Raw genomic sequence first — 24135 nt, forward strand, 5'->3', positions numbered from 1 at the left:
CCAGGTGTTTTCAAGTTCCCTATAGAAATAAATAAGCAATTGGCGTGACAATGATGATTGTCAAAATAGCACGTTGTGCCCAAATGACGACAAGCTGTGGAATGGAAATAGGGATATCCGTTGAAACGATACAAGGAACAACTGCCGAGAAGAAAATAACTGAAGAAACCGATACGACCGCAATAACGAACTTGACGATCAATGTAGATTCTACAACTAACAATGCAGGCAGGAACATTTCCGCGATTCCGAGTGCACTCGCTTTTGCGACTAACATCGGCTCAGGAAGCTGCAATGCCCATGTAAACGGATAGAATATGTACCCGAGCCAGTCAAAAACAGGCGTAAATTCAGCCAAAACGAGCCCCAATAAACCGATCGACAAAATGGAAGGCAAAATCGCCATCACCATCTTGAAGCCGTCCTTGACCGTAATCAAGATATTTTGTACGAGTGTTGGTGCTTTGGAGACAGTCTCCATCGCTTCACTCCAAGCTGCCGCAATCCGTTTCCCTTCTGGCTTTACTTCCGGCTGTGGCGTCGAACCTTCGTAATACTCGTCCTTTATCGACCGCAGCGGCCATAAGTGGGCAGTGATCGCTGTAACGGTAAACGTGACGACAAGTGTCGTCCAGAAATACAGGTTCCACATGCTCATCAAGTCAAGCGTCTTGGCGACAACGACCATGAATGTTACGGAAACTGTCGAGAACCCTGTTGCGATAATGGCGGCTTCTTTTGCCGTATACTTCCCTTCCTTGTACACACGATTTGTTATTAATAATCCTAACGAATACGAACCGACGAATGAAGCAACAGCATCAATTGCCGACCTGCCCGGTGTCCTCCATATTGGGCGCATGATCGGTTGCAAGAAGACACCAACAAACTCCAATAGACCGTATCCTACTAATAACGCAAGGAATACGGCACCAATCGGCACTAATATACCTACAGGAATGACTAACTTATTCAACAGAAACGGCCCCATGTCAGGCTCAAAAAGCCATGCTGGACCCACATTAAAGACAAGCATGATACCGACGAATAATCCAATCACTTTAAAAAACGAAAAAATCATATCAACTTTCGACTTTTTCCAAGTTCCTGAAACAAACGGATAGACCGCCCCTGCGAGAATGACGAGCAAGGCATAGTACGGTAATGCTCCCCCAGCATTTGATTGTATCCAAGTGACGATATGATCGAGCATGATTGACTCAGTCCCACCGATTGAAACCGGGACGAAGAACATGAATCCCCCAATTGCGCTATAGACAAAGAACTTCCACATACCTGGAGTTGAACCTGTTTTCACCTTTTCCCCTACTTGTTCCATAAACCTTTCACCCTTCCCCGACTTTCCGTCAGAATCAATTGAAAGAAAGCCGTGAATGATACGCCAACCTTGTTCATTCACGGCCAAGTCTTACCCTACGACCAATTCTCCCTTTTTCCACACTTTGTCGACATGATTCACGCCGAATAGGTACTGAAGCTCTTGATAGTTCGAGATGTTCCACATAACGACGTCCCCTTGCTTGCCGACTTCTAGCGATCCAACTTTGTCCTCCATCCGGATGGCACAAGCCGCATTCATTGTTGCAGCTACAAGCGCTTCAGCCGGCGTCAGTCGCATCGAGATGCACGCCAAATTCATGACGAGCGGCATTGAAGTCGTCGGTGACGAACCTGGATTGCAGTCCGTCGAGATGGCAACTGCAACTCCCTCATCAACCATTTGACGCCCCTTCGCAGCCTCCTCACGTAGGAACAACGCGGTTGCTGGCAATAAACAAGCAATCACGCCCGCTTCCGCCATCTGCTTGATGCCCTCGTCAGACGCCTTCAACAAATGTTCCGCCGAAATAGCTCCGACTTTCGCCGCAAGCTCCGCCCCGCCATACGATTCAATTTCGTCCGCATGGATTTTCGGAATCAAACCGAGCTTCTTCCCTGCTTCCAAAATGCGTTCGCTCTGTTCCGGCGTGAACACACCTACTTCACAGAACACATCGTTGAAAACTGCAAGCTTCTCTTCCGCCACGACAGGAAGCATGTCGTTAATGATGCTATCAATATATTCATCTTCATTCCCTTTATATTGTTGCGGAACGGCATGCGCCCCCATGAACGTCGACACGAGGTCAATCGGATGAGTTTCATTCAACCGCTTCATCGCCCGCAGTTGCTTCAGTTCCGTCTCAAGATCAAGGCCATAGCCACTCTTCCCCTCAACAGTCGTCACGCCGTGCTTCAGGAAGGAATCAAGCCTGCGAGCAGATTGCTCTACTAATTCATCTTCCGTCGCCTCGCGAGTCATACGCGTTGTAGCATGGATGCCGCCACCCGCATTCATAATCTCCATATACGTGGCGCCTTCAAGACGCATTTCAAATTCGCGCTCGCGGCTGCCTCCATAGACGACATGTGTATGTGGATCGACGAGACCTGGCGTCACTAACCTTCCTGTTGCATCAATTATGTCTGCTTCGGATTCCCGGCCTCTATATAAGCCCTCCAATTCCTCCGTCGTTCCGACCGCTTTAATCAACCCATCTTCAATCCAAATGCTACCGTCCTCGATAATGCCTATTTCCGACATCGCTTCCCGTTTGCGTGGTCCATTTTCACCTGCAATAGTTGCCAGTTGCGCTGCATGTTTAATCCATAGCGGTTTCAATTACTTGTCACCTTCCATCATCGGGATGGTAACCCCTTTTTCCTTCGCCGTCTTGATAGCCAAGTCATAGCCTGCATCGACGTGACGAGCAATCCCCATTCCTGGATCCGTCGTCAAGACGCGTTCAAGCCTCACTTCCGCTTCTTTCGTTCCGTCCGCCACGATGACCATGCCTGCGTGCTGGGAATACCCCATGCCGACGCCGCCACCGTGATGAACAGATACCCAAGTCGCCCCGCCGACAGCGTTGATCATCGCATTTAGAATCGGCCAATCCGAAACGACGTCTGAGCCGTCCTTCATTGCTTCGGTTTCACGGTTTGGCGATGCAACGGAACCTGAATCAAGGTGGTCACGACCAATGACGATCGGCGCACTTAATTCACCACTTGCCACCATGTCGTTAATGATTTTCCCGAAGCGCGCACGCTCTCCGTATCCGAGCCAGCAAATTCGTGAAGGCAAGCCTTGAAACTGGATCTTCTCCTGCGCCATTCTAATCCAATTGCAAAGATGCGTATTATAACTGAATTCCCTCAAGATAACTTCGTCCGTCTTCCGGATATCTTCCGGGTCGCCTGAAAGTGCCACCCAGCGGAAAGGACCTTTCCCTTCGCAGAACTGCGGACGGATGTAAGCTGGAACGAATCCAGGGAAATCGAATGCCCGCTCAACACCCTCGTCCTTCGCCACTTGTCGAATATTGTTTCCGTAGTCGAACGTGATGGCCCCTTTATCCATCATTTCAATCATGGCAGAGACATGTTTCGCCATCGAAGCTTTCGAACGTTTCACATACTCATCCGGATTCGAAGCGCGGAGCTCTGCCGCTTCTTCAAGCGACATGCCGGATGGGATGTAGCCATTCAACGGGTCATGTGCAGATGTCTGGTCTGTCAACACATCCGGATTGAATCCGCGAGCAATCATTTCAGGTAAAATATCGGCTGCATTGCCAAGTAGACCGATCGACAACGCCTTGCCTTCCGCCTTTGCTTCTTCTGCGAGACGAATCGCCTCATCGAGTGAGTCTGTTTTGATATCCGTATAACGCGTTTCAATACGGCGATCGATCCGTGTTTCATCGACTTCGATTCCGATGCAAACGCCGCCTGCCATCGTTACCGCCAATGGCTGTGCACCGCCCATGCCGCCGAGGCCAGCAGTCAACGTGATCGTCCCTTTCAATGAATCTCCGAAATGTTGTTTCGCAAGCTCCGCAAACGTTTCATACGTTCCTTGTACGATCCCTTGCGATCCGATATATATCCAGCTGCCCGCCGTCATTTGTCCGTACATCATTAAGCCCTTCTTGTCGAGCTCATGGAATGTATCCCAATTGGCGTATGCCGGAACGATATTCGAGTTGGCAATCAACACACGAGGCGCATCTGTATGTGATTTAAAAATCGCAACCGGTTTACCTGATTGGATCAATAACGTCTCATCATTCTCCAGCTCTTTCAATGAACGAACGATTGCGTCAAAACTCTCCCAGTTCCGTGCCGCCTTGCCGATCCCCCCATAGACGACAAGCTTGTCAGGATGCTCCGCCACGTCAGGATGCAAGTTATTCATAAGCATCCGAAGCGCCGCCTCCTGTTGCCATCCCTTCGTATTCAATTCCGTGCCCCTATATTGAACGACCTTCTCCAATGTATCCGCTTTCATTTTCAAACAACCTCCCTTTCGTTACTATCATTCTATAAGGAAAGTTCAGACATTTGTTTATGAATTAAGCGTACAATTATATTTTATTGACATCAAAAATAACTCTTTGTGAACTATTTTGACGTTTTTATATGAACAACCGACCTGCTAATCAAAAAGAGCGAGCAATTTCTCGATTCACTCGAGAAACTACTCGCTTCATTCACGATGTTTACAACAACATTCGTAAAAACGATTCAAAATTCACGCCCGCTACAGTTGGTATCTGTTCCTTCGTTGTGTCTTCGATGGCAGCCGTTAGAAACCTCTCTGCCAGCTTCATCGCCTCTCCGATATCTTGACCGCGCATCATGCCACCCATAATGACGGACGCAAATAAATCACCCGTTCCGGAATAACTTTCGCCATTATACTCTTGAAGACTGTGAAACGAACGATCCGCGCCGATATACATATTCCCGACCGATCTTGTTTGTGAAAGGGCCGGCGGGTTCAAGCCGGTAACAATGACGTTTGCATTTGTCGCTAATTGCAACTGACGCCCTGCCTCCTCAATTGCCAATAAATAATCCTCGTTCGCCTCGTAACTTTGCAACTTGTCATACGGTACGCCCGTCAGCAGACAGCACTCCGTAACGTTCGGCGTAATGAGATCCGCACGCTTTGCGAGTTCTTTCATATAATCAATCAGTCCATCTGACAAAGCTTCATACATCTCTCCCCGATCGCCCATGACCGGATCGACAAGCAGTGTTGTCCCTTCCTTGTAAAATGCATCTAAAAACGAAAAGATATTTTCGATTTGCTCTTTTCCTGTCACGAAACCTGTATGAATGCCGTCAAAAGATGCGCCCAACTTGCTCCACTCGTCTATAAAATGATTCATCTTGGACGTCAAATCCTCACAGTAATAGCTCGGATACTCTGTCTGCGATGTCAATATGGCGGTCGGCAGGGGCACTGCCTGCACGCCCATGACGGACAAAACAGGTATCGCCGCTGTGAGCGAGCATTTTCCGAAGGAGGACATGTCTTGGATGACTGCAACTTTTTTCATTAGATTCCCCACCTAACTCATCGGTACTTGCACTTTCTCCATCGTACCACAAGAAGGGAAAAGCAAGAATACAGAGACTGACAATTTCCTCTTCCATTCATCTGACCACTATTACTTTCAACGAACTGGCACTTTCGTAATGGTCAGTCCTCAAGTAAAATGAAAGTAATCAAAAATTCCATAAAGTGAGGAAGAGGATTCGTCTATGCAAAACATACAACGCCAAACGAACACGAAGACGCATACAAAAACATTAGATTTAGTACTTACAGCCATTTTGTCCGCACTTGTTCTTATTGCAACGATGATCAATATAAAACTTCCGATTGGGCAAGGTGGATTGATCCATCTAGGGACAGCGATGCTGTTCATCGTAGCCATTTTATTCGGGCCAAAAAAGGGAGCACTTGCCGGTGCCATTGGAATGGGCTTGTTCGATATCTTTGGCGGCTGGGCCATTTGGGCGCCTACGACCATTGTTGCCCGTGCTTTGCAAGGCTATATCGTCGGAAAGATCGCTTGGTCGAAAGGTCACCAGGGCGATAGCGTTAAACTTAACATCTGGGCAGCCGTTGCTTCCACGCCAGTCATGTTGGCGGCCTACTATATCGGGCAAGGAATTATGTATAACAACTGGGTGGCACCACTGGCATCCATTCCGGGTGACCTCATTCAAAGCGTTGTCGGTTTGCTGATTGCCATACCGCTTTGCATCACTTTGAAAAAGACGCCATTTTTCCGGAAAAAGTTTTAACTAAAAAGCAGTGATGAGAGGATTTACCCTTTCTTCACTGCTTTTTTAATTTACAGCCGTCTCATCCTGAATTGATAAGGTGTCACGCCCGTCTCCTCTTTGAATCGCCGGCTGAAATAAGTGGAATGCGTGAAGCCCGCAGCCTGTGAAACTTCAGCAATAGGCAGGTCGGTCTCTGCCAATAAACGCTTCGCTTCTCCGATCCGCATGTTCAGCAATGCTTTGCTGAACGGTACCCCGACTTCCTTCGCAAACTTGCGGCTTAACGTGCTTTTATGAAGCTTCAATTCATCTGCGCATGCTTCCAAGTTCCAGGATGCATCCCAATAATTTGCGGCAATCCGCTCCTGCACTTTGTCGACCAAGCTGCTTTCCTCATAGGGTTCACCGGCTGAAGTTTGAAGCAGATCTGCAATGAATCCAATGAAGGACTGAATAATATGATACATGACCGGCTCACGGATAACCGTTTCGAAAAGTGAATGATACGCATGCTCCACCGCCTGCACCTTCAATGATTGGGCAATCATATAGCGGCGAATTTGAGCAAGGATGCTCGTCAACCGAACGCGGACCATTTCGGGATCCGGAAACGGGGATTCGAGTGTGAGAAAATCCTGTTCCATCCATTCCCGGATTTCCGCCACTTGCCTTTTTTCGAGCATTTCCACCCATTTCCGCTGTTCGAGCGGAGATAAAAACGGATCCATGTCACGCCATTGCAGGTCTTCCTGCTCGATCGTCAAAATATCATAACCGTCATAGAAGATTCGCTCGTGAAAGCGACGCATTTTTCGATAAAGCATCCGGTACGTAGCATCCCGGCTATCATCGATATGCAAATAAATCGTCAGCAACGCATCCGATTGTCGTTTCCATTGCGCAAAAAAGATCGAATACGCTTCTTGGAGAACGTGCAGCTCATTTAACTTATGGACAACGAGTACAAAATCCGAAAAAGGAAAAATGTCATACGTAGTCGGGAAATCATGCATTTCTAGTTCGCGGACGAGATGGTCGAGCTCTTCTAACCGCGATGGCGCGATTAAACTTAACAGCACGGGGTGTTCCGCCTTTGTCTCTCCGATGAGAAAATCCTCGTATGTAACTGAACCGTCCCGCTGTTGGACAGGTCCATTTTGTTGCGTCATTTCGTTCCGCCAGCGGAAGCGGATTTGCTGGACTTGCTTGATGAGCCGGTCGGGCTGGAATGGCCGGAATAAAACATCTTCCGCTTTCAGGGAGAGCGCTTGATAGACTGTTTGGAATGTCCTTTCGGAGGAGATGCCGAGCCAGACTGCATGTGGCGGCAATTCGAATTCTTCGGTCATGATGTAGTTCATGTCGATGATGTACAAGTATGCATCTGCTGAAGCAACTGCCCGTTCTGCAATTTCTACTTGGACGTCATTCCATTGGGATGTGAGCAGCCATTTCAGTCCTTGCGCTTCAAGCGGATCTTTGATGAGCAGTCGTATTTTCATGCGATCACCTATTTCGGGATTTGATTTTTCTCCATCTAGCTTTATACTGATGCCAAGTAGTCTTTCATTTCAGAAAGGGTGATTTTTTGTGAATAAAGTCAATGAATCTATTTGGACAGGCCGGATTGATCATACAGAGGACCGTGCAAGTTTCCGGTATCATCAAGTCGTTGAACTGGCCGATATCGAGCAAGTTTCGGGCGGTTGTGCCATCATCGGATTCGAATGCGAGGAAGGCGTCCGGCGGAATAAAGGCCGGCTAGGTGCGGCTGAAGCTCCTAATGCATTACGCGGTGGACTGGCGAATCTTCCGTGGCGATTCCCGGAAACCGCCAGTCTATTCGATGTCGGCAATATTGCGTGTGTTGGCGAAGAATTGGAGTCTGCTCAACAGCAACTCGGTGAAGCCGTTACGGCGATCCTTTCGAAGGGCACAAAGCCAATCATTCTTGGCGGTGGCCACGAGACATTGTACGGACATTATCTCGGAGTTCGTGAATCGATTGGAAAGGACGCCACGCTCGGCATCATTAATATCGACGCGCATTTCGATTTGCGGCCGTACGACGAACAGCCTTCCTCCGGCACGATGTTCAGGCAAATTTTAGAGAGTGATCCGAATGCTAAGTATTTTGTTGCCGGTATCCAGCGGTACGGAAACACGCAGGAGCTGTTCGATCGGGCTGATTTGCTTAGTGTTACATACGTGTATGAAGACGAAATGATTCCCGGTCATCTCGATGAGCTGATGGCCGCTTTGGATGAATTCATTAATCAGCACGACATAGTGATGCTTACGTTATGTACGGATGTCTTAAACGCAGCGTTCGCTCCTGGCGTCAGCGCCCCTTCCCCATTTGGGCTTGATCCGTCCACGGTACGAGCCATCATCCGGAAAGTAGCCGGGCATTCGAAGACCCGCTCCTTCGACATTTGCGAAGTGAATCCTGCTTTGGATGAAGGTGGACGGACCGTGAAGCTTGGGGCTTATTTTGTGAATGAAGCGATTGCAGGTTTGGTGAATTGAGTGATATATGATGCCCGCCATTAACGATTGGCGGGCTCTTCATTTCATCTCAGACGACACGGTTTTCGGGCTCTTTTCCTTCTAGTACATTGATGATCGCCTCGACATTCAATCTCATCATCGCGCGGCGTGTTTCGACGCTAGCGCTTCCGATATGAGGAACCGCTGTGACGTTTGGCAACGTAAGTAATGGATGGCGGAGAGGAATCGGTTCTGTTTCAAAAACGTCCAATCCGGCGGCGAAGATTGTTTTATTGTTTAACGCGTCATAAAGGGCGCTTTCATCGACAATGCCTCCACGTGAAACGCTAATGAGAGTGGCCGTTTTCTTCATGAGCGACAGCTCCCGTTCGCCGATCATCCCTTTCGTCTCTTCGGTGAAAGGCACTAGGATCACAACATGGTCCGCTCGTTTGAGCAAGTCGTCCAATTCGGCGAATGTGACGCCGTATGTTTCTTCCGCTTCAGGCTTGCGGTTACGATTATGATAGAGTACTTGCATGTTGAACCCTTTCGCTCTACGCGCAACAGCTTCGCCGATTCGCCCCATGCCGATGATACCAAGCGTTGTCCCGTGCACGTCCATTCCGGTAAAACCCATCGGTGTCCACGACAGCCAACCGCCTTGTCGAAGCTCCTTTTCAGCGGTATTGAAGCGGCGTGCCGTTGCAAGGAGGAGTCCGAATGCGAGATCTGCAGTCGTTTCGGTCAACACATCAGGCGTATTCGTCATGATGATCCCCTTCTCCTTCGCCGCTTCGATATCGATATTGTTAAAGCCGACCGCCATGTTTGAAATGACCCTTAAGTTTGTAGCGCTTTCCAGCATGCCGCGGTCAATCGTATCTGAAATCATCGACCATAGCGCATCGACTTGCGCAATCTCTTCCCGCAATACATAATCAGTGACCGCTACGTCTTCCGAATCCCACATCCGGACAATGAACTTTTCTTTTAACGGTGCAACGATTTCATCCGGCAGCTTTCTCGTAATAAACACAGTCGGTTTCATGCCATCCCTCCCGATTCTCTTATTATCTATTTTAGCATAATTCAGTTTGTTTATTTTTGGGGAATTGATTGAATGTGTGAAGTTATCTATTGAATATGGGGAGTTATCTATTGAATCGTGACGATTATCTATTGAATATAGATCGTTATCTATCGAATCCTAAATGTTATTACCATTTCGTTACTTTTGAACTCTGCTTTGCAGTGTCCTTAGCAAGGGAAATCACCTTTCGAAAAGTTATCGTTCATTTCCAGGCTGATATCGGTCAATTTCACAAAGTTATCGTCATTTCGTGACCTAAGACCTGCCCCAAACACGACAAAAAGTGCTTCGCCCTCCAGCGAAGCACCCCTCAATTATCCACCTATATAACTCATGTTGATTTTCTTCCGATTTTTCACCGTCTGTTCCGTCCGCTCATCGGAATAACGGTCCGCGCGGCGTTCCCAAACGCCGGTGATCGCATCCAGCAACTCTTCGTCGGACATACCGCTGCGAATCAAATCACGCAAATCGAATCCGTTCGAAGCAAACAAACAAGTGTATAACTTTCCATCTGACGACAGCCTCGCTCGCGTGCAAGTGGAGCAGAACGATTCCGAAACCGATGTGATAAAGCCGACTTCCGCCCCGTTGTCTAGGTAGCGATATCGCTTCGCCACTTCGCCGTAGTACTCCTCTTCCGCAGGCTCCATATCGTATTCCGTACGTAACATTTCGTAAATTTCCTTCTTCGTCACGACTTTCTCGAAACTCCAGCCATTGTCATTGCCGACATCCATGAACTCGATGAACCGCAATGTAATGCCACGTTCTTTGAAATACGCCGCCATCGGTAGGATCTCGCTTTCATTTACACCTTTTTGCACGACCATATTCATTTTGATCGTGAAGCCGATGTCCTTCGCACGGTCGATATTTTGTAAGATAAGCTCGGGCTTGATACCGCGCCCGTTCATTTTCCCGAACAGCTCCGGATCCATCGCATCCAGGCTCATATTCAGGCGACGAAGACCCGCGTCGTATAAGGCTTGCGCATATTGTCCGAGCAGCACGCCGTTTGTCGTTAAGCCGATGTCCTCGATCCCTTGAATCTTCGTCAGCTTCGCAATCAACTTTGGAAGGTCACGACGCATCAAGGGCTCGCCGCCCGTCAGCCGGAGTTTCTTCACACCGAGAGATGCAAATAGCCGGGCAAATCGCTCCATCTCTTCAAACGACAATAGCTCGCTTTTCGGCAAAAACACATAATCGTCCCCGAAAATCTCCTTCGGCATGCAATACGTGCATCGGAAATTACAACGGTCTGTCACCGAAATCCTCAAATCCCGGATTGGACGGCCTAATTTATCTACAATTGGATTCATCTTCGTCAGCTCCTTTCTAAGATGTCCGGAGTGTTTGCATTCATGAAAATCCGGCGAGCATCGTCTTCCGTCATCAATTCGCCTTCGATCCATCGGACGCCATGTTTCTCCTGAACCTCCATAACCCGACGCTTCCCGTTTTCAAGCGCCTCACGTAAATCCTTCGCTACGGTACGATCCCATACCGAAACGAGCGGATGATATTTTCCATCCAAAACGACAGCCGTCACGCCGGTACTATGACATTCGAGCAATCGCCCGATTACGTCAGCCGTCATGAAAGGCATATCACAAGGCAGAACGACATAGCGCTCGGCTTTCACAGCTTCCATCCCAGACAAGATTCCCGCAATCGGACCTTGTCCTCCAAACCGCTCTACATCGGTCGTCACAAGCGAACCTTCAGGAAAACGTTCCACCAATTCAGGGCGCGTCACGATGACGCACTCTTCGCAAAACGGCGACAATGCTGCTAGCGACCATTCATAGAAACGGCGCCCTTGCCATTCCGCAAAAGCCTTCGGAGAACCAAACCGTCTTGACAACCCTCCAGCAAGAACAATGCCTGCCGTTTTCATTAGCCACCGCTCACAGGAGGAATGAAAGCACAAACATCACCCGATTTGATGATGTCATCTTTCAATGCGTATTCTTCATTTACAGCTACTTGGACATTGTCCGCACCAAAACCCGGATACGCTTCTTCCGCCCAATTCAACAATTCAGCGACTGTCATCGAATCGCGGTCAAGCGTCTCTTCCCCTTTTCCCGTCAATTCACGCAGCCTCGCGAAATAATTCACTTTGATCATGCTTGTTCAACCCCCTTTGCAGGATACTTCTTCTGTGCGCCAATCCACTCTTCCCCATCTTCCCAAATTTCCTTTTTCCAGATGGGCACCACTTCTTTAATACGGTCGATTGCGTATTCATTCGCTTCGTATGCCGCTTTTCGGTGAGGCGACGAGACTGCGATTACGACAGCGATATCTGAAATTTGCAGCTCCCCGATCCGGTGGGCCATTGCGACGCGAACTCCCGGCCATTTCGCTTCCATCTCTGCTCCGATTTCCGCCATCTTCTTCTCGGCCATCGGGACGTACGCTTCATATGAAAGGTAAAGTGTTTTCACGCCATGCGTCCATTCCCTCACATTTCCTGTGAAGACCGTGACAGCGCCGGCGGAAGGATGAAGCACATAGTCCATATATTTTTGAACATCTATCGGAGTTTCCACAATCTCATATTGTTTCATCGCCATCTCCCTTTCCAATCCACTTCAAAAACCAATCGTCTATTTCAGCCGCGTTCTCTCGGGAATGAATATGGTGACAGTCCATCGTCATTTCCGGACACCCTATGACTAGCTGACGTCCTGGCAGATGCTGTAGTGCATCCCAATCTTCCCGATTTCGCAACAAAATCACTTTGTCCCCGATCTCGCCTTTATACCCTTCAATCAATAAAACGTCCGGGTTGCCGGTGGAAGCCATTTCTTTCAGTCTATCGAACTCAGGCTCTTCATTCCAAATGAATTGAACCGCCCCGCCACCCGCTACGAGAGTTGCATCCGCTCCATTCGCGAAAAACTGCATCGTATCTGTCCCGGCATCAGGCATTTCCGGTTGTCCGCCATGCCCATGATGCTTCAACACAGCGACCGACAGACCGTTTTCTTTCAATAAACGTACCCATCTCGCGACGAGCGTCGTCTTGCCACTATTTTTATAGCCGACGACGTGCAACGTCTTCATAGCGTCCACTCACTGACGCCTTGTTCGCTGCCGACCAACAAGATATCGACTTCATCGCCCTCGGTAAAGCCTCTCGTCCCGCTTGGCAGTACAATTAAACAATTGCCACGCGCAATCGATGAGACTGCATTCGATTTATTGAATCCTGCAGGGACTGCTTTAATCCCGTCGGACGTCAAATTCCACGTCGCGCGTATGAACCGCGTGAACGGATTCGGCTTCGTGAAATCTTCACCCAGTTTCGCTTTCATAAGCGGCATATAAGGCGCTGTACCACCCATCATCGCTAATATCGCCGGCCTTGTAAACAGTTCGAAACCTGTAAAGCAAGCAGACGGATTGCCGGATAGGCCGAATAATAATTTATTCCCAAGAACCGCGACAGTCGTCACACTGCCGGGGCGCATCGCCACTTTGTTGAATAAAACCTTAGCACCTAGCCGCTCATAAATGGCCGGCAAATAATCATAATCGCCGACGGAAACGCCGCCCGTCGTAATGAGAATATCTGTTTCAGCGATCGCCTGCTCGACAACAGTTGTACAAGCGTCCAAGTCGTCCGCCATCATTCCGAAAGATTTATAATCGATGCCCATCCGCTTCAATTGCGCACGGATCATCGGGCCATTCGAATTCCGGATTTTACCTGGTACGAGCTCATCCGCCACATCGAGCAATTCCGTCCCCGTCGATAAGATACCAGCAACCGGTTTCTTCGCTACTTTCACTTCCGCGTAGCCAAACGTCGCAAGCAATGCGACTGTGCCGGGATGGATGAGTGAGTCCGCTTCGATGAGCAGCTCCCCTTCTTTTGCGTCCTCGCCTTTGTATGAAATATTTTCGCCAGCTTCAAATGGTTTCCGCAACGTGAATCCACTAGCTGTTTCAACCGTTTGCTCCAACATGACGACCGCGTCCGCGTTTTCCGGAATTTGCGCGCCTGTCATGATCCGATATGCTTCCTTTTCACCGATCGGCTTGTCTCCAACGAATCCAGCACCGATTTCTCCGATGACCGAAAAAGATATACGGTTATCGCCTGATGCACCAGCTGAATCGAGCGAGCGTATCGCGAATCCGTCATAAGGCGATCGATCAAAAGGTGGTACATCGTGTTTTGCAATGATCGGTTCAGCCAACACTCTTCCGTAAGCGTCCTCAAGGCTGACAACCTCCGTCCCGATTGGCGCTGCATGTTCCATTACGAACCGGATCGCTTCAGCGACGGGGATCGGTTTTCTCATTTCCACCATTGCGCTTCCTCTCCTGTCTTCTGATATACTTAGGATACTAATAGAGTACTATGTTTGAAGGGAATGAATCCAATGTCTGAATTGACACATTTCAACGATCAGGGACGCGCCAAGATGGTCGACGTTTCCGACAAGTCGGTAACGACGAGAACCGCAATCGCCGCTTCATCGATCGTCGTGAATAAAGACATCCACTCGCAAATTACAGAAGGAACGAACAAAAAGGGAGATGTGTTCGCCGTTGCACAAGTTGCTGCTATCATGGCAGCAAAAAACACGTCTTCCATCATCCCGATGTGCCACCCAATCGCCCTCACCGGTGTCGATGTCAGCTTCGAATGGCAAATCGATGAATCGAAAGACCATTTTGAAGTGCTCATCCAAGCCGAAGTGAAGACAAAAGGCGTCACCGGCGTCGAAATGGAAGCTTTAACAGCTGCATCCGCTGCTGCCCTCACAATTTATGATATGTGCAAAGCGGCCGGCAAAGAGATGGTTATCGGCCCAACGATGCTTCTGAAAAAGACAGGTGGTAAAAACGGCGACTTTGAAAGATCCGTATAAAAGACTTCGAGTCACTTCCGATGCTTCGTCAATTCATGCACGATATGATGAAGCTCTGGAAGGATCAGTTTTTCCATCGCTAACTTCACCGCTTTTGACGAGCCCGGCAATGCAAATAAAACCTTTTCGTCAATCGACCCTGCAGTCGCCCGGCTTAACAATGCCTTCGACCCTACATCTTCCGTATAGCTCAAGTACCTGAACAATTCTCCGAACCCATCGATTGCTTTCGTGAAATACGGCGTCACGGTTTCAATCGTCACATCACGGAATCCGATTCCCGAACCGCCCGTTATTATGATAGCCTCGATACCCTCGTTGCCGATCCATTCTTCCACATTGCTTGAAATCTCGGCCGGTTCATCCGTACGGATCCGGTAATCGACGATATGATGGCCAGCACTTTCTGCCATCTGAATGATCGTCCCTCCGCTTTTATCCGTTTCCTTATCTCGCGTATCGCTCACCGTCAAGACGGCGATTGCGATTGATTTCTTCTTTTCCGCGCCCGAAATATGCGACAACCTATTCACTCCCTATCATCCAAAAAATTGATGGTACAACTTCCGTCCTTCCTTCATATCTTTCAACCCATGAATGAGCAGCCTTCCATTTTGGAATAACACACAGCGATACCCTTCCGCATGGAATTCCACAAAGAACGGGGTCGTCCGATAGTTCGTGCCTAAACGTTCTGCCACTTGCACTCCGTCCTGGACGGTCAACGTTCGTCCACGATCCGGTACGATTTGGACGGTCTCCCTTCCGCAAAGAACGGCGTAGTGAGTTCCTTCCGGTTGATGCAATGAAGGATATGTAGGCGTTCCACCACAAGTTTCGCATTGTGCGTTCTGGACCCTGGAAATACCCGCTTCCACTTGTGTATTATTCCAAACGTCGAAATGAAGCAGCTTCGTTATCATCGCTTCCTTGTTCCCCGTCAGCCATTTCAGTGCTTCCGCAGTCTGCCTGGCTGCTACGATTTGAACAGCTGGCGCAATAATGCCTGCCGTATCGCATGTTTCATTCACCGAAGGGAGGACCGGAAGCAAGCAACGAAAACAAGTTGACCGTCCGGGAATGAATGGAAACACTGTACCTGAACTGCCGACACAGGCCCCGTATATCCAAGGGATCCCCTTCTTCCACGCGACATCGTTCATGAGGAGTCTCGTTTCAAAATTGTCCGTCGCATCCATGATCAGATCGGCATCTTCCACAAGACTTTCAAGCAAAGGACCGTCCACATGGTCGAGCACCGTCCTTATTTCACAATCTTGCCGGATTTCTTTCAGTCTCCGCTCAGCAGCGACGACTTTCGGCACACCGTTCAATGCGTCCTGTTCGGTGAATAATTGCTGCCTTTGCAAATTGGACATTTCGACGTAATCCCGGTCCGCAATCGTCAGCTTACCGACTCCCGCTCTCACCAACGTTTCTGAAATGGGGGATCCGAGCGCCCCGCAGCCGATGACGACAACATGCGCTTTCTTCAATAATTCCTGCCCATTCTCGCCGATCGGCTTAAAGAGCGTTTGACGCGAATATCTGTTTCCCAAATCCCTTCACTCCCTTACTTTTACCTACGTTAGCGGCCGCCTCCATTACTACTTCCTCTTCAGTATAACCTGTCAGACTAGTAAATGCAGAATTTACTGATAGAGAAGTATCCAGCATTCCAATGCAGGCAATGCTGTCGGCAAACTTCGCACCTCTCTTAGAAGTGGAGGAACTTCTTCCGTAACGCATATTCCACAAGCTCTGGCCGACTTTTCAAATTCAGTTTTTCCATGATCTTCGATTTATGCGCCTCCACCGTTTTGACGGAAATATAAAGCATTTCAGCAATTTCTTTATTTCCATATCCTTTCGCTACGAGTGGAAGTACTTCAAGTTCCCTTCGTGACAGAATCTTATATGGATCCGTCTCTACTTCATCGGCATCTTTTTTCACGAACTGCCGTACGAGAGAGGTCGCCATAGAAGGATGGATATATGTGCCCCCGTCATAGACCGTCCGGATGGCAGTAAGCAATTCCTCGTCAGGGGAGTTTTTCAAGACATACCCTGACGCACCGTTCTTCAATACGTGGAAAAGATATTCCTCGTCATCGTACATCGTTAGGATGACAACTTTCGTGTCAGGAAAATCCTCTTTGATTTTCCCCGTCGCAATCAAACCGCTCTCCCCGGGAGGCATGCTCAAATCCATGAGCAAAATGTCGGGACGATGCTTCGCCACTTGGTCGTACGCTTCCAATCCGTCCGCTGCGGTCGCTACGACTTCCATATCGTCCTGATAGTTCAAAATGTGCATGAATCCGCTGCGGACGACCGCATGATCATCTGCTATGATGATTTTCAATCGTCATTCCCTCCTTTGGCTACCGGGACATCCAACTGAATGACAGTCCCTTTCCCGATTCCAGAACGGATAAGAAGGCGTCCGTCAACGAGTTCCGCCCGTTCTTTCATGCCATAGATGCCAAGGCCTGTTCCTTGTGGATCCGTATTTTTCAATTCGAACCCTTTTCCTTCATCCACTATCAATAAATGAAGGGAACCTTCCGTTTCATATAACCGGACAATCATTTCATCGACTTCCGCGTATTTCAACGCGTTGAACACCGCTTCCTGGCAAATTCGGTAGACGACCGTCTCAATTTCACCTTCATACCGTTTGGATTCAAGCTCTGGATGGAAATGGATGACGAGGCCATAATTCTTTTCCACCCATTTGAAATGTGTGCGGAAAGCCGCCTCCAATCCGAGATCATCGAGAGTAGCAGGTCGCAATTCGACGGATAGGTGGCGAATATCATCTAACAATCGCATAAGCGAGCCTTCCGTCTGCCGTACTTTTTTCAAAACATCCTCTTCGATATTCATATATTTCAAGACACGTAAATCGACCAATGAGCTAAGCATTTCCTGTGCGACACTGTCATGGAGCTCGCGAGATATGCGTTTCCGCTCATCCTCTTGAGCTTTGATAACTCGTTTCATCATCAGCTTCTGATTCAATTCCTCTTGCGTCTTGAATTGATCAGTCAAATCTCTCAACATGAAGACTCTCGTTCCTGTCTCTTCATCGATTGTCTGGATGCTTCCGGAATAAGGGATGACCCCCCTCCCTTTCGTATCGAAATACACTTGGAAGGAGCTGATGTCTTCATCCGGATTAGACATATAACAGGAAACGCACGTGAGTGGTTCATCAGAGCTCGTATAGCCTTTGCATGCTTTACAAATGGCTCCAGTTCTGCCAGCCGTCATCTGCTGGTAAACATCTTTTTCCAAGATTTCTTCCGCGGCAGAATTCATTGCTAGCACTTTCCCTTGCCGGTCAAAAAAGAAAATGGCTTCATCGGAATTTCCATATAGTTTCATTAACAAATCCGAAAGATAGGCATTATGACTCATCACTCACCATCTCCTTATTATAATATGGTCCGAACTCCGCCCCGATTTCCTGCTTGAATTGCTCAAACTGGTCACTTGTCAGTTTGCCAACCGTGCGGTAACCGACAAGTATGACACCTTTTACACGATTGTATTTATAGAGAGGGATCGCTCCGAAGCTTTTTAGCCCTTCCGACGCGATAATCGGATAATTGAATAGATTGTCTCCGCTCCAATCTTCATCCGGATTCCCGACAAACATCGGCTTCCCCGTCTTAAAGACGAGCCCTGCTAGCCCTTTGCCCGATTGCAATTTGATGCGTCGATAACGTTCGTTCCGATGACCCGTCACATACGTCCATCTCAATTCATATTGGCGTTCCGGTGTTTGGACAAGCGCAATACCGACAAAATCGAATCCGAATAACTCTTTCAATCGCTCAATCTCCTGCTGAAAATTAAATACCACCCGATTTTTCATAACCATTGCTCCCAACGGATAATCCTTATCTTAACAAAACTCTAGCTAACCTCCATTATAACAACATGGTTTATATTAAATAACTGGTATACTACTTATATTAAATAGACTTTTATTGTAAATGAGGGATACTGGATGTCACTTCAATTTATTAACGCGGAAAAGAGGATACATGATTCGGTTGTCTTCCCTGCTTTTGATTTGTCGATTGAATCGGGGAAAATCGTCGCTGTCTACTCAAGTGTCAATGTCCGCGAGCAGCTGATTGATCTGTTGCTAGAAAGATCTAAACTGTCGCATGGCCAAATCCTAATCGAGGAAAGCAGCATTTCGGAAAACAAATCAAAAATCGGCTTCTTCTTTCTTCATGAGAGCTTATATGAGCGATTGTCCATTGAAGAAATGGTCCAATTCACGAAGGGCCTTTATATTTCGAGCACCACCATTGAAGAAGCGATTCAAACCGTTCAACTCGATGCAAAGCGCCGTGTAAAAATAAAGAACTTGTCATATTCAGAACGAAAGCGTGTACAGCTCGCCTGTTTGCTTATACAGAACCCAACTATCTGTATTTTTGAAGAACCTGACCAAAATCTTGATTTGGAATCAAAACGAATTTTTCTTACCGTCCTTCAAAAGCTAAAACAAAACGGTCGAAGTGCATTCATTTTAACGGGAAATATGGAAAGCGCAGTCATAGCTGCCGATGAGATTTACCGTTTAGATGAAAATGGCCTGCATTCTGTTCATACCGAGGGAGACGAAAATGATGAAATTGAAAATTCTTCTACTTCCGCTGAATCTATTCTGCCTGTCCGTTTCGAAAAAATCCCGACGAAGGTCAATGAAAAAATCGTCTTATTCGAACCAACCGAAATAGATTATATTGAAAGCAATGATGGTCAATCATTTTTACATATTAAGGGAGAATCCTTCCCCTCCGTTTCGACATTAAATGATTTGGAAGCACGTTTACTCCCATTCGGTTTTTTCCGTTGCCACCGTTCGTATATCGTGAATTTGCAAAAAGTCCGGGAAGTCATCACTTGGACGAGGAACAGCTATAGTCTCGTTTTGGACGACGCTGAAAAATCGACAATTCCTTTATCGAAAACGAAGATGGTTGAGCTGAAAGAGTTGCTCGGCCTCTGAATTTGTAGAAAGTTGCTATATTTCCTCGGAAATAATTTGACAAAACAAGTCGATTCAACCCGGGAAATGCTCCGTTCAACTTGGTAACAGGAAATCTTCTATCCATATACGGTCCATTCATTCGTCATTTTGCTCTACTCACCTTTAAATAGACTCTTTTCATCCGGAATATGATGTCACCTATTTCATTTTCACTTAATCTAAAGATGCGAACGAGAAATAGTGAAGATTCGAACAGGAGGATGAAAATGGAAAATATTATTGAGGTGAGCAGTTTAGCAAAAGCTTTTGCGAATCAAACCGCAATTGAAAGCGTCGACTTCCATGTGAAGAAAGGTGAAATCTTTGGTTTCTTAGGACCTAGTGGTTCCGGAAAGACAACAACAATTAAAATTTTGACCGGACAATTGAACCCTACGAGCGGGATTGCTAAGGTTTTTGGAGAATCTGTTTCACAACTGAAGAAATCGGAGTACCGTAGACGGTTTGGGGTGCTTACTGATAATAGCGGATTATATGGAAGACTATCGATCTACGATAATTTGAAACTGTATTGTGATTTATATGATGTTTCCCACTCGAAGATTGATGAAGTGCTCGATGCTGTTAATTTGAAACAAGAGAAATCGAAAAAAGTTTCTACCTTATCAAAAGGGATGACACAGCGCGTAATGCTGGCAAGGACTTTACTTCACGAACCGGAATTACTTTTTCTGGATGAGCCGACATCTGCGCTCGATCCGACAAATTCACTTCATATCCATGAAGGGTTGCGGGCTCTCAACGCAAAAGGAACGACGATTTTCTTGACAACGCATGACATGCACGAAGCTGAGACTTTATGCGACAGGGTCGCTTTTCTAAACAAAGGGAAAATCCAGCTATTAGATACTCCGGATCGATTGAAAAAAAGCTATTCGGATTTAACAATTACAGTGGAGTTGACGACCGGAGAAAAAGTGGTTTTGCCAGCAGGTTCAGAAGGTGCAGATCAATTATATCAGTATATGAATACAAACCAAGTCGTCACAATCCATTCGAACGAGCCGACTTTAGGAGATATATTCGTACAAGTGACAGGGAGGAAATTGGCATGATGATTTCATTGAAACGTGTGAATGCGATATTTCAGAAAGACTTTAAGGATTTTTCACGGAACTATGCTGTTTCTACAGTTATCTTTATCCCGATTCTTTTAGGAGCTTTTTATGGACGAATGGGCGTTGTTTCGATTGAATCACATTATATGCTTATCAATATGTCATTCAGCATGGTTGCGGCATTTGTCCAATGTTGTTTGATCGCTGAGGAGAAAGAGAAAAACACGTTGCGCGGGTTAATGCTTTCCCCTGCCACTACAGCCGACATTCTTGGCGGAAAAAGCTTGCTAACGTTTATTATGACGATGGTTGTTGTCTTTTTCACTGCCTTCTTAGCTGAATATAAACCTGCAAATATCGCAGTCATTGCTGTGGCAGTTGTTTTATCATCCGTTTTCTATATTGCATTAGGAACATTGCTCGGTCTTTATTCCAAGTCCGTCTTGGAAGCATCCGTTATCGTTATGCCCGTTATTATCGTCTTTTCACTTGGGGGATTTGTTACATTGGTCGTCGAGAAATATCCTATTTTACAAGCCGCAACTTATTTGCCAAACCTTCAATTAATTGAATTGGCGACAATGGTGGAGGCCGGTGCTGGTTTTGCGGATGTGTTTGTCGAATTAGCTATTATTTTAGGATGGGTTATTGCAGCTATTATGTTGACGGTTGTCATCTACCGGAAACGGATGGTGGATTAATATGAAACTAGCGCTTAGGTTTGTTGGTGGAATTGTCATCGGAGCAATCGTCATCTTCGTTTACAAAATGTTTTTCACTTAATTTGAGGTGTCATTCATGAAAGAAATCGGATCGTTAGTATTAGGAGCGTTCATCGGACTTACCGGAGTCTTTTATTTCATTCAATATCCGGAATCATGGTCGATACGCTCCGGACTACTCATTGTGTTATGCATCGTCGTCAGCCTTCCGTTGAGTATACTACTGCATGAATTCGGGCACTTCCTTGCAGGCCGCCTTCAAGGGATGCGATTACTGAATTTAAGTGTCGGGCCCTTCGTCATTGAAAGGCATGAAGGCAAACTCCACTTTCACTTCACCCCTTCCTTCCTGAACTATCTCGGAAGGGCGATGATGACGTTTCCCGAACATATGAATAAGGAAGATATGCGAAAGAAACTGATCCGTTATTTATTTGGTGGTCCCATGATCAATATTATCGGCAGTTTTCTGCTGGTCGGAATCGCTTTCGGAATATGGCATCACCCGTTCTTCCTCTTTTTTGGAATTATAAACGTGTTGCTCGGTTTCACAAATTTGAAACCCGTCATGGCAGAAAATGCGCTGGCAGATGGATTTGCCATCAAAAAACTCCGGACAGTTCCAGTCGAAGATTCCGTCATTATAAGTGCTTATTCAGTATTGGTGGAAGGAACGAAAACCTTCGATATGAAACAGTGGGATGCTAGTTTAATCGAACAGTTGGAAGGATTGATAGCCACCGATGACCCGATTGCAAAAAGCTTCTTCCCTACACTCGGCTATTATTATTTGCCTGAAGATCCGGAGAAAGTGCTGGCCATCGGACGGACTTCCGCTTTCACGCGGGAAGCTGCCTCATCTGATTATTATTCGGATTGTGCAGATATCACCTTTGCCACAGCCCTTTTCTTTAATGACGAATTGAAGGATTATCCTTCTATTGAAGAAGAGCTTCGGAAAATCGGCAAATCAGATATCATTATCGATTTGAAGCGCAGTGCTTTGCTTTCATACATAGAGGGAGATTTTAAAGGAGCCATCGAGCATTTGAAAATAGCCAATGATTCATTGAAGAAATGGCATCCTATTTACTTGCGCGGAGAGATGGAACGAGAATTGCTTACAGCGATGATTGATAAGATTATCTAAATTATTCTAATTTAACCATCCACTCCTTATTTATATCGTTTATACTGACAATAACGTGAAAATGCAGGAGGGAATCAAATGCAGAAAATCGAAATCCGTTCATTGAATGTCGGCAAGCCGCGTGACTTGCAGTTCGGAAAAAAAGAGATAACGACAGGCATTAATAAAAAACCCGTTTCGGAACCCGTTTTTTTATCAACATTGAATTTCACCGGTGACGGGCAAGGTGATCTTGTGAATCACGGCGGCAGAGATAAAGCCGTTTGCGTCTATCCGTACGAGCATTATCCTTATTGGGAAAAGGAGTTAGGAAAGCCGTTAGACTACAGCGCATTCGGCGAAAATCTGACGCTTTTTGGGTTGACAGAGCATGAGTTATGCATCGGGGATTCTTTTCAAATCGGCGAAGCCGTCGTACAAGTGAGCCAGCCTCGACAGCCATGCTTCAAGTTATCGCTTATTCATGACCGTAAAGACATGCCGTTGCTTATACAAAACACGGGATATACCGGCTATTATTTACGAGTGCTGAAAGAGGGAATGGTCTCCCCTTCTGATCAATTGGAGCATATTTCACGGCCGGCTTTGGCCATATCCGTGACCGAGGCAAACCGGCTTATGCACCATGATAAAGATGATGTGGAAGGAATCCGTGAGGTGCTCAAAGTAGAGGAGTTGTCGGAGAGCTGGAGGAAGACATTTCTGAAGAGGCTCGAAGGCATTGAAGAGGATACGAGTGAACGATTAACTGGTAGATAATCGATTGATCGAGAAGTCCCGCGGCTTGCTTGGGTCGCGGGGCTTCTTGCTTTGGACGCTGGACGGCTCGCTTTGTACGCGAGACGGCTCGCTTTGGACGCGAGATGACTCACTTTGGACGCGAGACGGCTCGCTTTGGTCGCGGGATGACTCGCATTGGACGCGAGCTATTTATTACAAACAGAAAAAAGGGCTGCCACAGAATTTCTGGGCAGCCCTTTCATTATGACAGTACCTCACGCCGATTCGTACAGAAAATATATATAGTAAGAAGAATGCAGATTGCCAAGGTCACATGAAAAAAAGTATGCAATGTATTTGGCACGATTCCATTCATGACAGGCAAGAAAGAGTGCGTATCCCCAAACATTCTCACGTAGGAATCCACTTTTTCCTCAGCGCCGACCCCAAACAAATACGGGATCCACCAAGCAAACAAGACGCCTGCGAAAAGGCAGGCAGGGTGGATGAGCAACCAGAGCTTCGCCCACAGCGGATACCGTTTTCCTATGAAAAGGAGTACGAGGCCCATTAATAAAGCAATTTGGATGACACCACTCAATGTCACAAACAGTAATTCACTCGTGGACTTTTCTGCTGCAATTGCCTGTATATCGTTCAGTTTGCCGAGAGGCACCCAATCCTGAACGATCATGAAGAATAAAATCAAGCCGTACCCAACGACCAATAACCTTTCAGAAATACGAATTTTCCTAGTCACCTATGTACCTCCTCTATGATCAT

The 24135-nt window shown here is 47.1% G+C and carries 27 protein-coding genes; 9 read left to right on the forward strand and 18 right to left on the reverse strand.

Features of this window, described 5'->3' with window-relative positions:
- Positions 1 to 19: 19 nt before the first annotated feature.
- The 4 genes from MHZ92_RS05585 to MHZ92_RS05600 form a co-directional block, all read right to left on the reverse strand.
- Positions 20 to 1339, reverse strand: a complete 1320-nt coding sequence (locus tag MHZ92_RS05585; protein ID WP_239430595.1) for a YjiH family protein — start codon at positions 1337 to 1339, stop codon at positions 20 to 22.
- 90 nt (positions 1340 to 1429) lie between these two features.
- Complete coding sequence (gene hutI / locus MHZ92_RS05590; RefSeq protein ID WP_239430596.1) at positions 1430 to 2683, reverse strand: imidazolonepropionase; 1254 nt, start codon at positions 2681 to 2683, stop codon at positions 1430 to 1432.
- Entirely contained in the window at positions 2684 to 4354 is a 1671-nt protein-coding gene (gene hutU / locus MHZ92_RS05595; RefSeq protein WP_239430597.1) for a urocanate hydratase, read from the reverse strand.
- 211 nt (positions 4355 to 4565) lie between these two features.
- Positions 4566 to 5411 carry a pyridoxamine kinase gene (locus MHZ92_RS05600; RefSeq protein ID WP_239430598.1) on the reverse strand — a complete coding sequence of 282 codons (846 nt, stop codon included), beginning with the start codon at positions 5409 to 5411 and terminating at the stop codon, positions 4566 to 4568.
- A gap of 205 nt (positions 5412 to 5616) precedes the next feature.
- Between MHZ92_RS05600 and MHZ92_RS05605 the strand changes: the two genes are divergently transcribed.
- Positions 5617 to 6165, forward strand: coding sequence for an ECF transporter S component (locus MHZ92_RS05605; protein ID WP_239430599.1), 549 nt, complete (start codon positions 5617 to 5619; stop codon positions 6163 to 6165).
- A 50-nt stretch (positions 6166 to 6215) separates the two neighbouring features.
- Here MHZ92_RS05605 and MHZ92_RS05610 read toward each other — a convergent pair whose 3' ends face one another.
- Positions 6216 to 7649 (reverse strand): helix-turn-helix transcriptional regulator, encoded by a 1434-nt coding sequence (locus MHZ92_RS05610; protein WP_239430600.1) that lies wholly within the window; start codon positions 7647 to 7649, stop codon positions 6216 to 6218.
- An 88-nt stretch (positions 7650 to 7737) separates the two neighbouring features.
- Between MHZ92_RS05610 and hutG the strand changes: the two genes are divergently transcribed.
- Positions 7738 to 8676 (forward strand): formimidoylglutamase, encoded by a 939-nt coding sequence (hutG, locus tag MHZ92_RS05615; RefSeq protein ID WP_239430601.1) that lies wholly within the window; start codon positions 7738 to 7740, stop codon positions 8674 to 8676.
- A gap of 49 nt (positions 8677 to 8725) precedes the next feature.
- On the opposite strand, the gene MHZ92_RS05620 is transcribed toward hutG, so the two are convergent.
- A complete protein-coding gene (locus MHZ92_RS05620) occupies positions 8726 to 9688 on the reverse strand; it encodes a 2-hydroxyacid dehydrogenase (protein ID WP_239430602.1) in 963 nt (320 codons plus the stop codon).
- Between the two features lie 110 nt (positions 9689 to 9798).
- Here MHZ92_RS05620 and MHZ92_RS05625 point away from each other — a divergent pair, with 110 nt between their 5' ends.
- The gene (locus tag MHZ92_RS05625; RefSeq protein ID WP_239430603.1) at positions 9799 to 9984 is read left to right on the forward strand and encodes a hypothetical protein; all 186 of its coding nucleotides are present in this window, start codon (positions 9799 to 9801) and stop codon (positions 9982 to 9984) included.
- Positions 9985 to 10044: 60 nt separating this feature from the next.
- Here MHZ92_RS05625 and moaA read toward each other — a convergent pair whose 3' ends face one another.
- The 6 genes from moaA to MHZ92_RS05655 are packed head-to-tail and all read right to left on the reverse strand — an operon-like array spanning position 10045 to position 14061.
- Complete coding sequence (gene moaA, locus MHZ92_RS05630; protein ID WP_239430604.1) at positions 10045 to 11055, reverse strand: GTP 3',8-cyclase MoaA; 1011 nt, start codon at positions 11053 to 11055, stop codon at positions 10045 to 10047.
- Positions 11056 to 11060: 5 nt separating this feature from the next.
- Positions 11061 to 11633: a molybdenum cofactor guanylyltransferase gene (gene mobA / locus MHZ92_RS05635; protein ID WP_239430605.1), complete on the reverse strand. Its 573-nt coding sequence runs from the start codon at positions 11631 to 11633 to the stop codon at positions 11061 to 11063.
- Positions 11633 to 11866 carry a molybdopterin converting factor subunit 1 gene (gene moaD, locus MHZ92_RS05640; RefSeq protein WP_239430606.1) on the reverse strand — a complete coding sequence of 78 codons (234 nt, stop codon included), beginning with the start codon at positions 11864 to 11866 and terminating at the stop codon, positions 11633 to 11635. Before moaD ends, mobA begins: the two co-directional genes overlap by 1 nt.
- Positions 11863 to 12309, reverse strand: coding sequence for a molybdenum cofactor biosynthesis protein MoaE (locus MHZ92_RS05645; protein ID WP_239430607.1), 447 nt, complete (start codon positions 12307 to 12309; stop codon positions 11863 to 11865). Before MHZ92_RS05645 ends, moaD begins: the two co-directional genes overlap by 4 nt.
- Entirely contained in the window at positions 12296 to 12808 is a 513-nt protein-coding gene (mobB, locus tag MHZ92_RS05650; RefSeq protein ID WP_239430608.1) for a molybdopterin-guanine dinucleotide biosynthesis protein B, read from the reverse strand. The genes MHZ92_RS05645 and mobB overlap by 14 nt, the downstream gene beginning before the upstream one ends.
- A complete protein-coding gene (locus MHZ92_RS05655; RefSeq protein WP_239430609.1) occupies positions 12805 to 14061 on the reverse strand; it encodes a molybdopterin molybdotransferase MoeA in 1257 nt (418 codons plus the stop codon). Before MHZ92_RS05655 ends, mobB begins: the two co-directional genes overlap by 4 nt.
- A gap of 72 nt (positions 14062 to 14133) precedes the next feature.
- On the opposite strand from MHZ92_RS05655, the gene moaC reads away from it, so the two are divergent.
- Positions 14134 to 14625 (forward strand): cyclic pyranopterin monophosphate synthase MoaC, encoded by a 492-nt coding sequence (gene moaC, locus MHZ92_RS05660; RefSeq protein ID WP_239430610.1) that lies wholly within the window; start codon positions 14134 to 14136, stop codon positions 14623 to 14625.
- 11 nt (positions 14626 to 14636) lie between these two features.
- Here moaC and MHZ92_RS05665 read toward each other — a convergent pair whose 3' ends face one another.
- From MHZ92_RS05665 to MHZ92_RS05685, 5 genes are all read right to left on the reverse strand, one after another.
- Positions 14637 to 15149, reverse strand: coding sequence for a MogA/MoaB family molybdenum cofactor biosynthesis protein (locus MHZ92_RS05665; RefSeq protein WP_255723412.1), 513 nt, complete (start codon positions 15147 to 15149; stop codon positions 14637 to 14639).
- A 15-nt stretch (positions 15150 to 15164) separates the two neighbouring features.
- Positions 15165 to 16184: a ThiF family adenylyltransferase gene (locus MHZ92_RS05670; RefSeq protein WP_239430612.1), complete on the reverse strand. Its 1020-nt coding sequence runs from the start codon at positions 16182 to 16184 to the stop codon at positions 15165 to 15167.
- A 158-nt stretch (positions 16185 to 16342) separates the two neighbouring features.
- Positions 16343 to 16990, reverse strand: coding sequence for a response regulator (locus MHZ92_RS05675; protein WP_239430613.1), 648 nt, complete (start codon positions 16988 to 16990; stop codon positions 16343 to 16345).
- On the reverse strand, positions 16987 to 18048 hold the full coding sequence (locus MHZ92_RS05680; RefSeq protein WP_239430856.1) for a sensor histidine kinase: 1062 nt from the start codon (positions 18046 to 18048) through the stop codon (positions 16987 to 16989). Before MHZ92_RS05680 ends, MHZ92_RS05675 begins: the two co-directional genes overlap by 4 nt.
- Positions 18038 to 18508, reverse strand: a complete 471-nt coding sequence (locus MHZ92_RS05685) for a GAF domain-containing protein (RefSeq protein WP_239430614.1) — start codon at positions 18506 to 18508, stop codon at positions 18038 to 18040. The genes MHZ92_RS05680 and MHZ92_RS05685 overlap by 11 nt, the downstream gene beginning before the upstream one ends.
- Before the next feature lie 135 nt (positions 18509 to 18643).
- Between MHZ92_RS05685 and MHZ92_RS05690 the strand changes: the two genes are divergently transcribed.
- The 5 genes from MHZ92_RS05690 (at position 18644) to MHZ92_RS05710 (ending at position 23391) form a co-directional block, all read left to right on the forward strand.
- The gene (locus tag MHZ92_RS05690) at positions 18644 to 19660 is read left to right on the forward strand and encodes a LytTR family transcriptional regulator DNA-binding domain-containing protein (protein WP_239430615.1); all 1017 of its coding nucleotides are present in this window, start codon (positions 18644 to 18646) and stop codon (positions 19658 to 19660) included.
- Between the two features lie 248 nt (positions 19661 to 19908).
- The gene (locus tag MHZ92_RS05695; protein ID WP_239430616.1) at positions 19909 to 20757 is read left to right on the forward strand and encodes an ABC transporter ATP-binding protein; all 849 of its coding nucleotides are present in this window, start codon (positions 19909 to 19911) and stop codon (positions 20755 to 20757) included.
- Complete coding sequence (locus MHZ92_RS05700; protein WP_239430617.1) at positions 20754 to 21461, forward strand: ABC transporter permease; 708 nt, start codon at positions 20754 to 20756, stop codon at positions 21459 to 21461. Before MHZ92_RS05695 ends, MHZ92_RS05700 begins: the two co-directional genes overlap by 4 nt.
- Before the next feature lie 97 nt (positions 21462 to 21558).
- Positions 21559 to 22632 (forward strand): M50 family metallopeptidase, encoded by a 1074-nt coding sequence (locus tag MHZ92_RS05705; RefSeq protein WP_239430618.1) that lies wholly within the window; start codon positions 21559 to 21561, stop codon positions 22630 to 22632.
- 78 nt (positions 22633 to 22710) lie between these two features.
- A complete protein-coding gene (locus MHZ92_RS05710; RefSeq protein WP_239430619.1) occupies positions 22711 to 23391 on the forward strand; it encodes an MOSC domain-containing protein in 681 nt (226 codons plus the stop codon).
- 223 nt (positions 23392 to 23614) lie between these two features.
- Here MHZ92_RS05710 and MHZ92_RS05715 read toward each other — a convergent pair whose 3' ends face one another.
- Positions 23615 to 24112, reverse strand: a complete 498-nt coding sequence (locus MHZ92_RS05715; protein ID WP_239430620.1) for a hypothetical protein — start codon at positions 24110 to 24112, stop codon at positions 23615 to 23617.
- Positions 24113 to 24135 lie beyond the last annotated feature (23 nt).

The sequence above is a fragment of the Sporosarcina sp. ACRSL genome, assembly GCF_022346605.1.
GTDB lineage: Bacteria > Bacillota > Bacilli > Bacillales_A > Planococcaceae > Sporosarcina.

Coding starts and splice junctions, on each gene's coding strand:
- MHZ92_RS05585 (WP_239430595.1), bottom strand. CDS start 1,339: ATGGAACAAGTAGGGGAAAAGGTGAAAACAGGTTCAACTCCAGGTATG.
- hutU (WP_239430597.1), bottom strand. CDS start 4,354: ATGAAAGCGGATACATTGGAGAAGGTCGTTCAATATAGGGGCACGGAA.
- MHZ92_RS05600 (WP_239430598.1), bottom strand. CDS start 5,411: ATGAAAAAAGTTGCAGTCATCCAAGACATGTCCTCCTTCGGAAAATGC.
- MHZ92_RS05605 (WP_239430599.1), top strand. CDS start 5,617: ATGCAAAACATACAACGCCAAACGAACACGAAGACGCATACAAAAACA.
- MHZ92_RS05610 (WP_239430600.1), bottom strand. CDS start 7,649: ATGAAAATACGACTGCTCATCAAAGATCCGCTTGAAGCGCAAGGACTG.
- MHZ92_RS05620 (WP_239430602.1), bottom strand. CDS start 9,688: ATGAAACCGACTGTGTTTATTACGAGAAAGCTGCCGGATGAAATCGTT.
- moaA (WP_239430604.1), bottom strand. CDS start 11,055: ATGAATCCAATTGTAGATAAATTAGGCCGTCCAATCCGGGATTTGAGG.
- mobA (WP_239430605.1), bottom strand. CDS start 11,633: ATGAAAACGGCAGGCATTGTTCTTGCTGGAGGGTTGTCAAGACGGTTT.
- moaD (WP_239430606.1), bottom strand. CDS start 11,866: ATGATCAAAGTGAATTATTTCGCGAGGCTGCGTGAATTGACGGGAAAA.
- MHZ92_RS05645 (WP_239430607.1), bottom strand. CDS start 12,309: ATGAAACAATATGAGATTGTGGAAACTCCGATAGATGTTCAAAAATAT.
- mobB (WP_239430608.1), bottom strand. CDS start 12,808: ATGAAGACGTTGCACGTCGTCGGCTATAAAAATAGTGGCAAGACGACG.
- MHZ92_RS05655 (WP_239430609.1), bottom strand. CDS start 14,061: ATGGTGGAAATGAGAAAACCGATCCCCGTCGCTGAAGCGATCCGGTTC.
- moaC (WP_239430610.1), top strand. CDS start 14,134: ATGTCTGAATTGACACATTTCAACGATCAGGGACGCGCCAAGATGGTC.
- MHZ92_RS05680 (WP_239430856.1), bottom strand. CDS start 18,048: ATGAGTCATAATGCCTATCTTTCGGATTTGTTAATGAAACTATATGGA.
- MHZ92_RS05685 (WP_239430614.1), bottom strand. CDS start 18,508: ATGAAAAATCGGGTGGTATTTAATTTTCAGCAGGAGATTGAGCGATTG.
- MHZ92_RS05690 (WP_239430615.1), top strand. CDS start 18,644: ATGTCACTTCAATTTATTAACGCGGAAAAGAGGATACATGATTCGGTT.
- MHZ92_RS05695 (WP_239430616.1), top strand. CDS start 19,909: ATGGAAAATATTATTGAGGTGAGCAGTTTAGCAAAAGCTTTTGCGAAT.
- MHZ92_RS05700 (WP_239430617.1), top strand. CDS start 20,754: ATGATGATTTCATTGAAACGTGTGAATGCGATATTTCAGAAAGACTTT.
- MHZ92_RS05705 (WP_239430618.1), top strand. CDS start 21,559: ATGAAAGAAATCGGATCGTTAGTATTAGGAGCGTTCATCGGACTTACC.
- MHZ92_RS05710 (WP_239430619.1), top strand. CDS start 22,711: ATGCAGAAAATCGAAATCCGTTCATTGAATGTCGGCAAGCCGCGTGAC.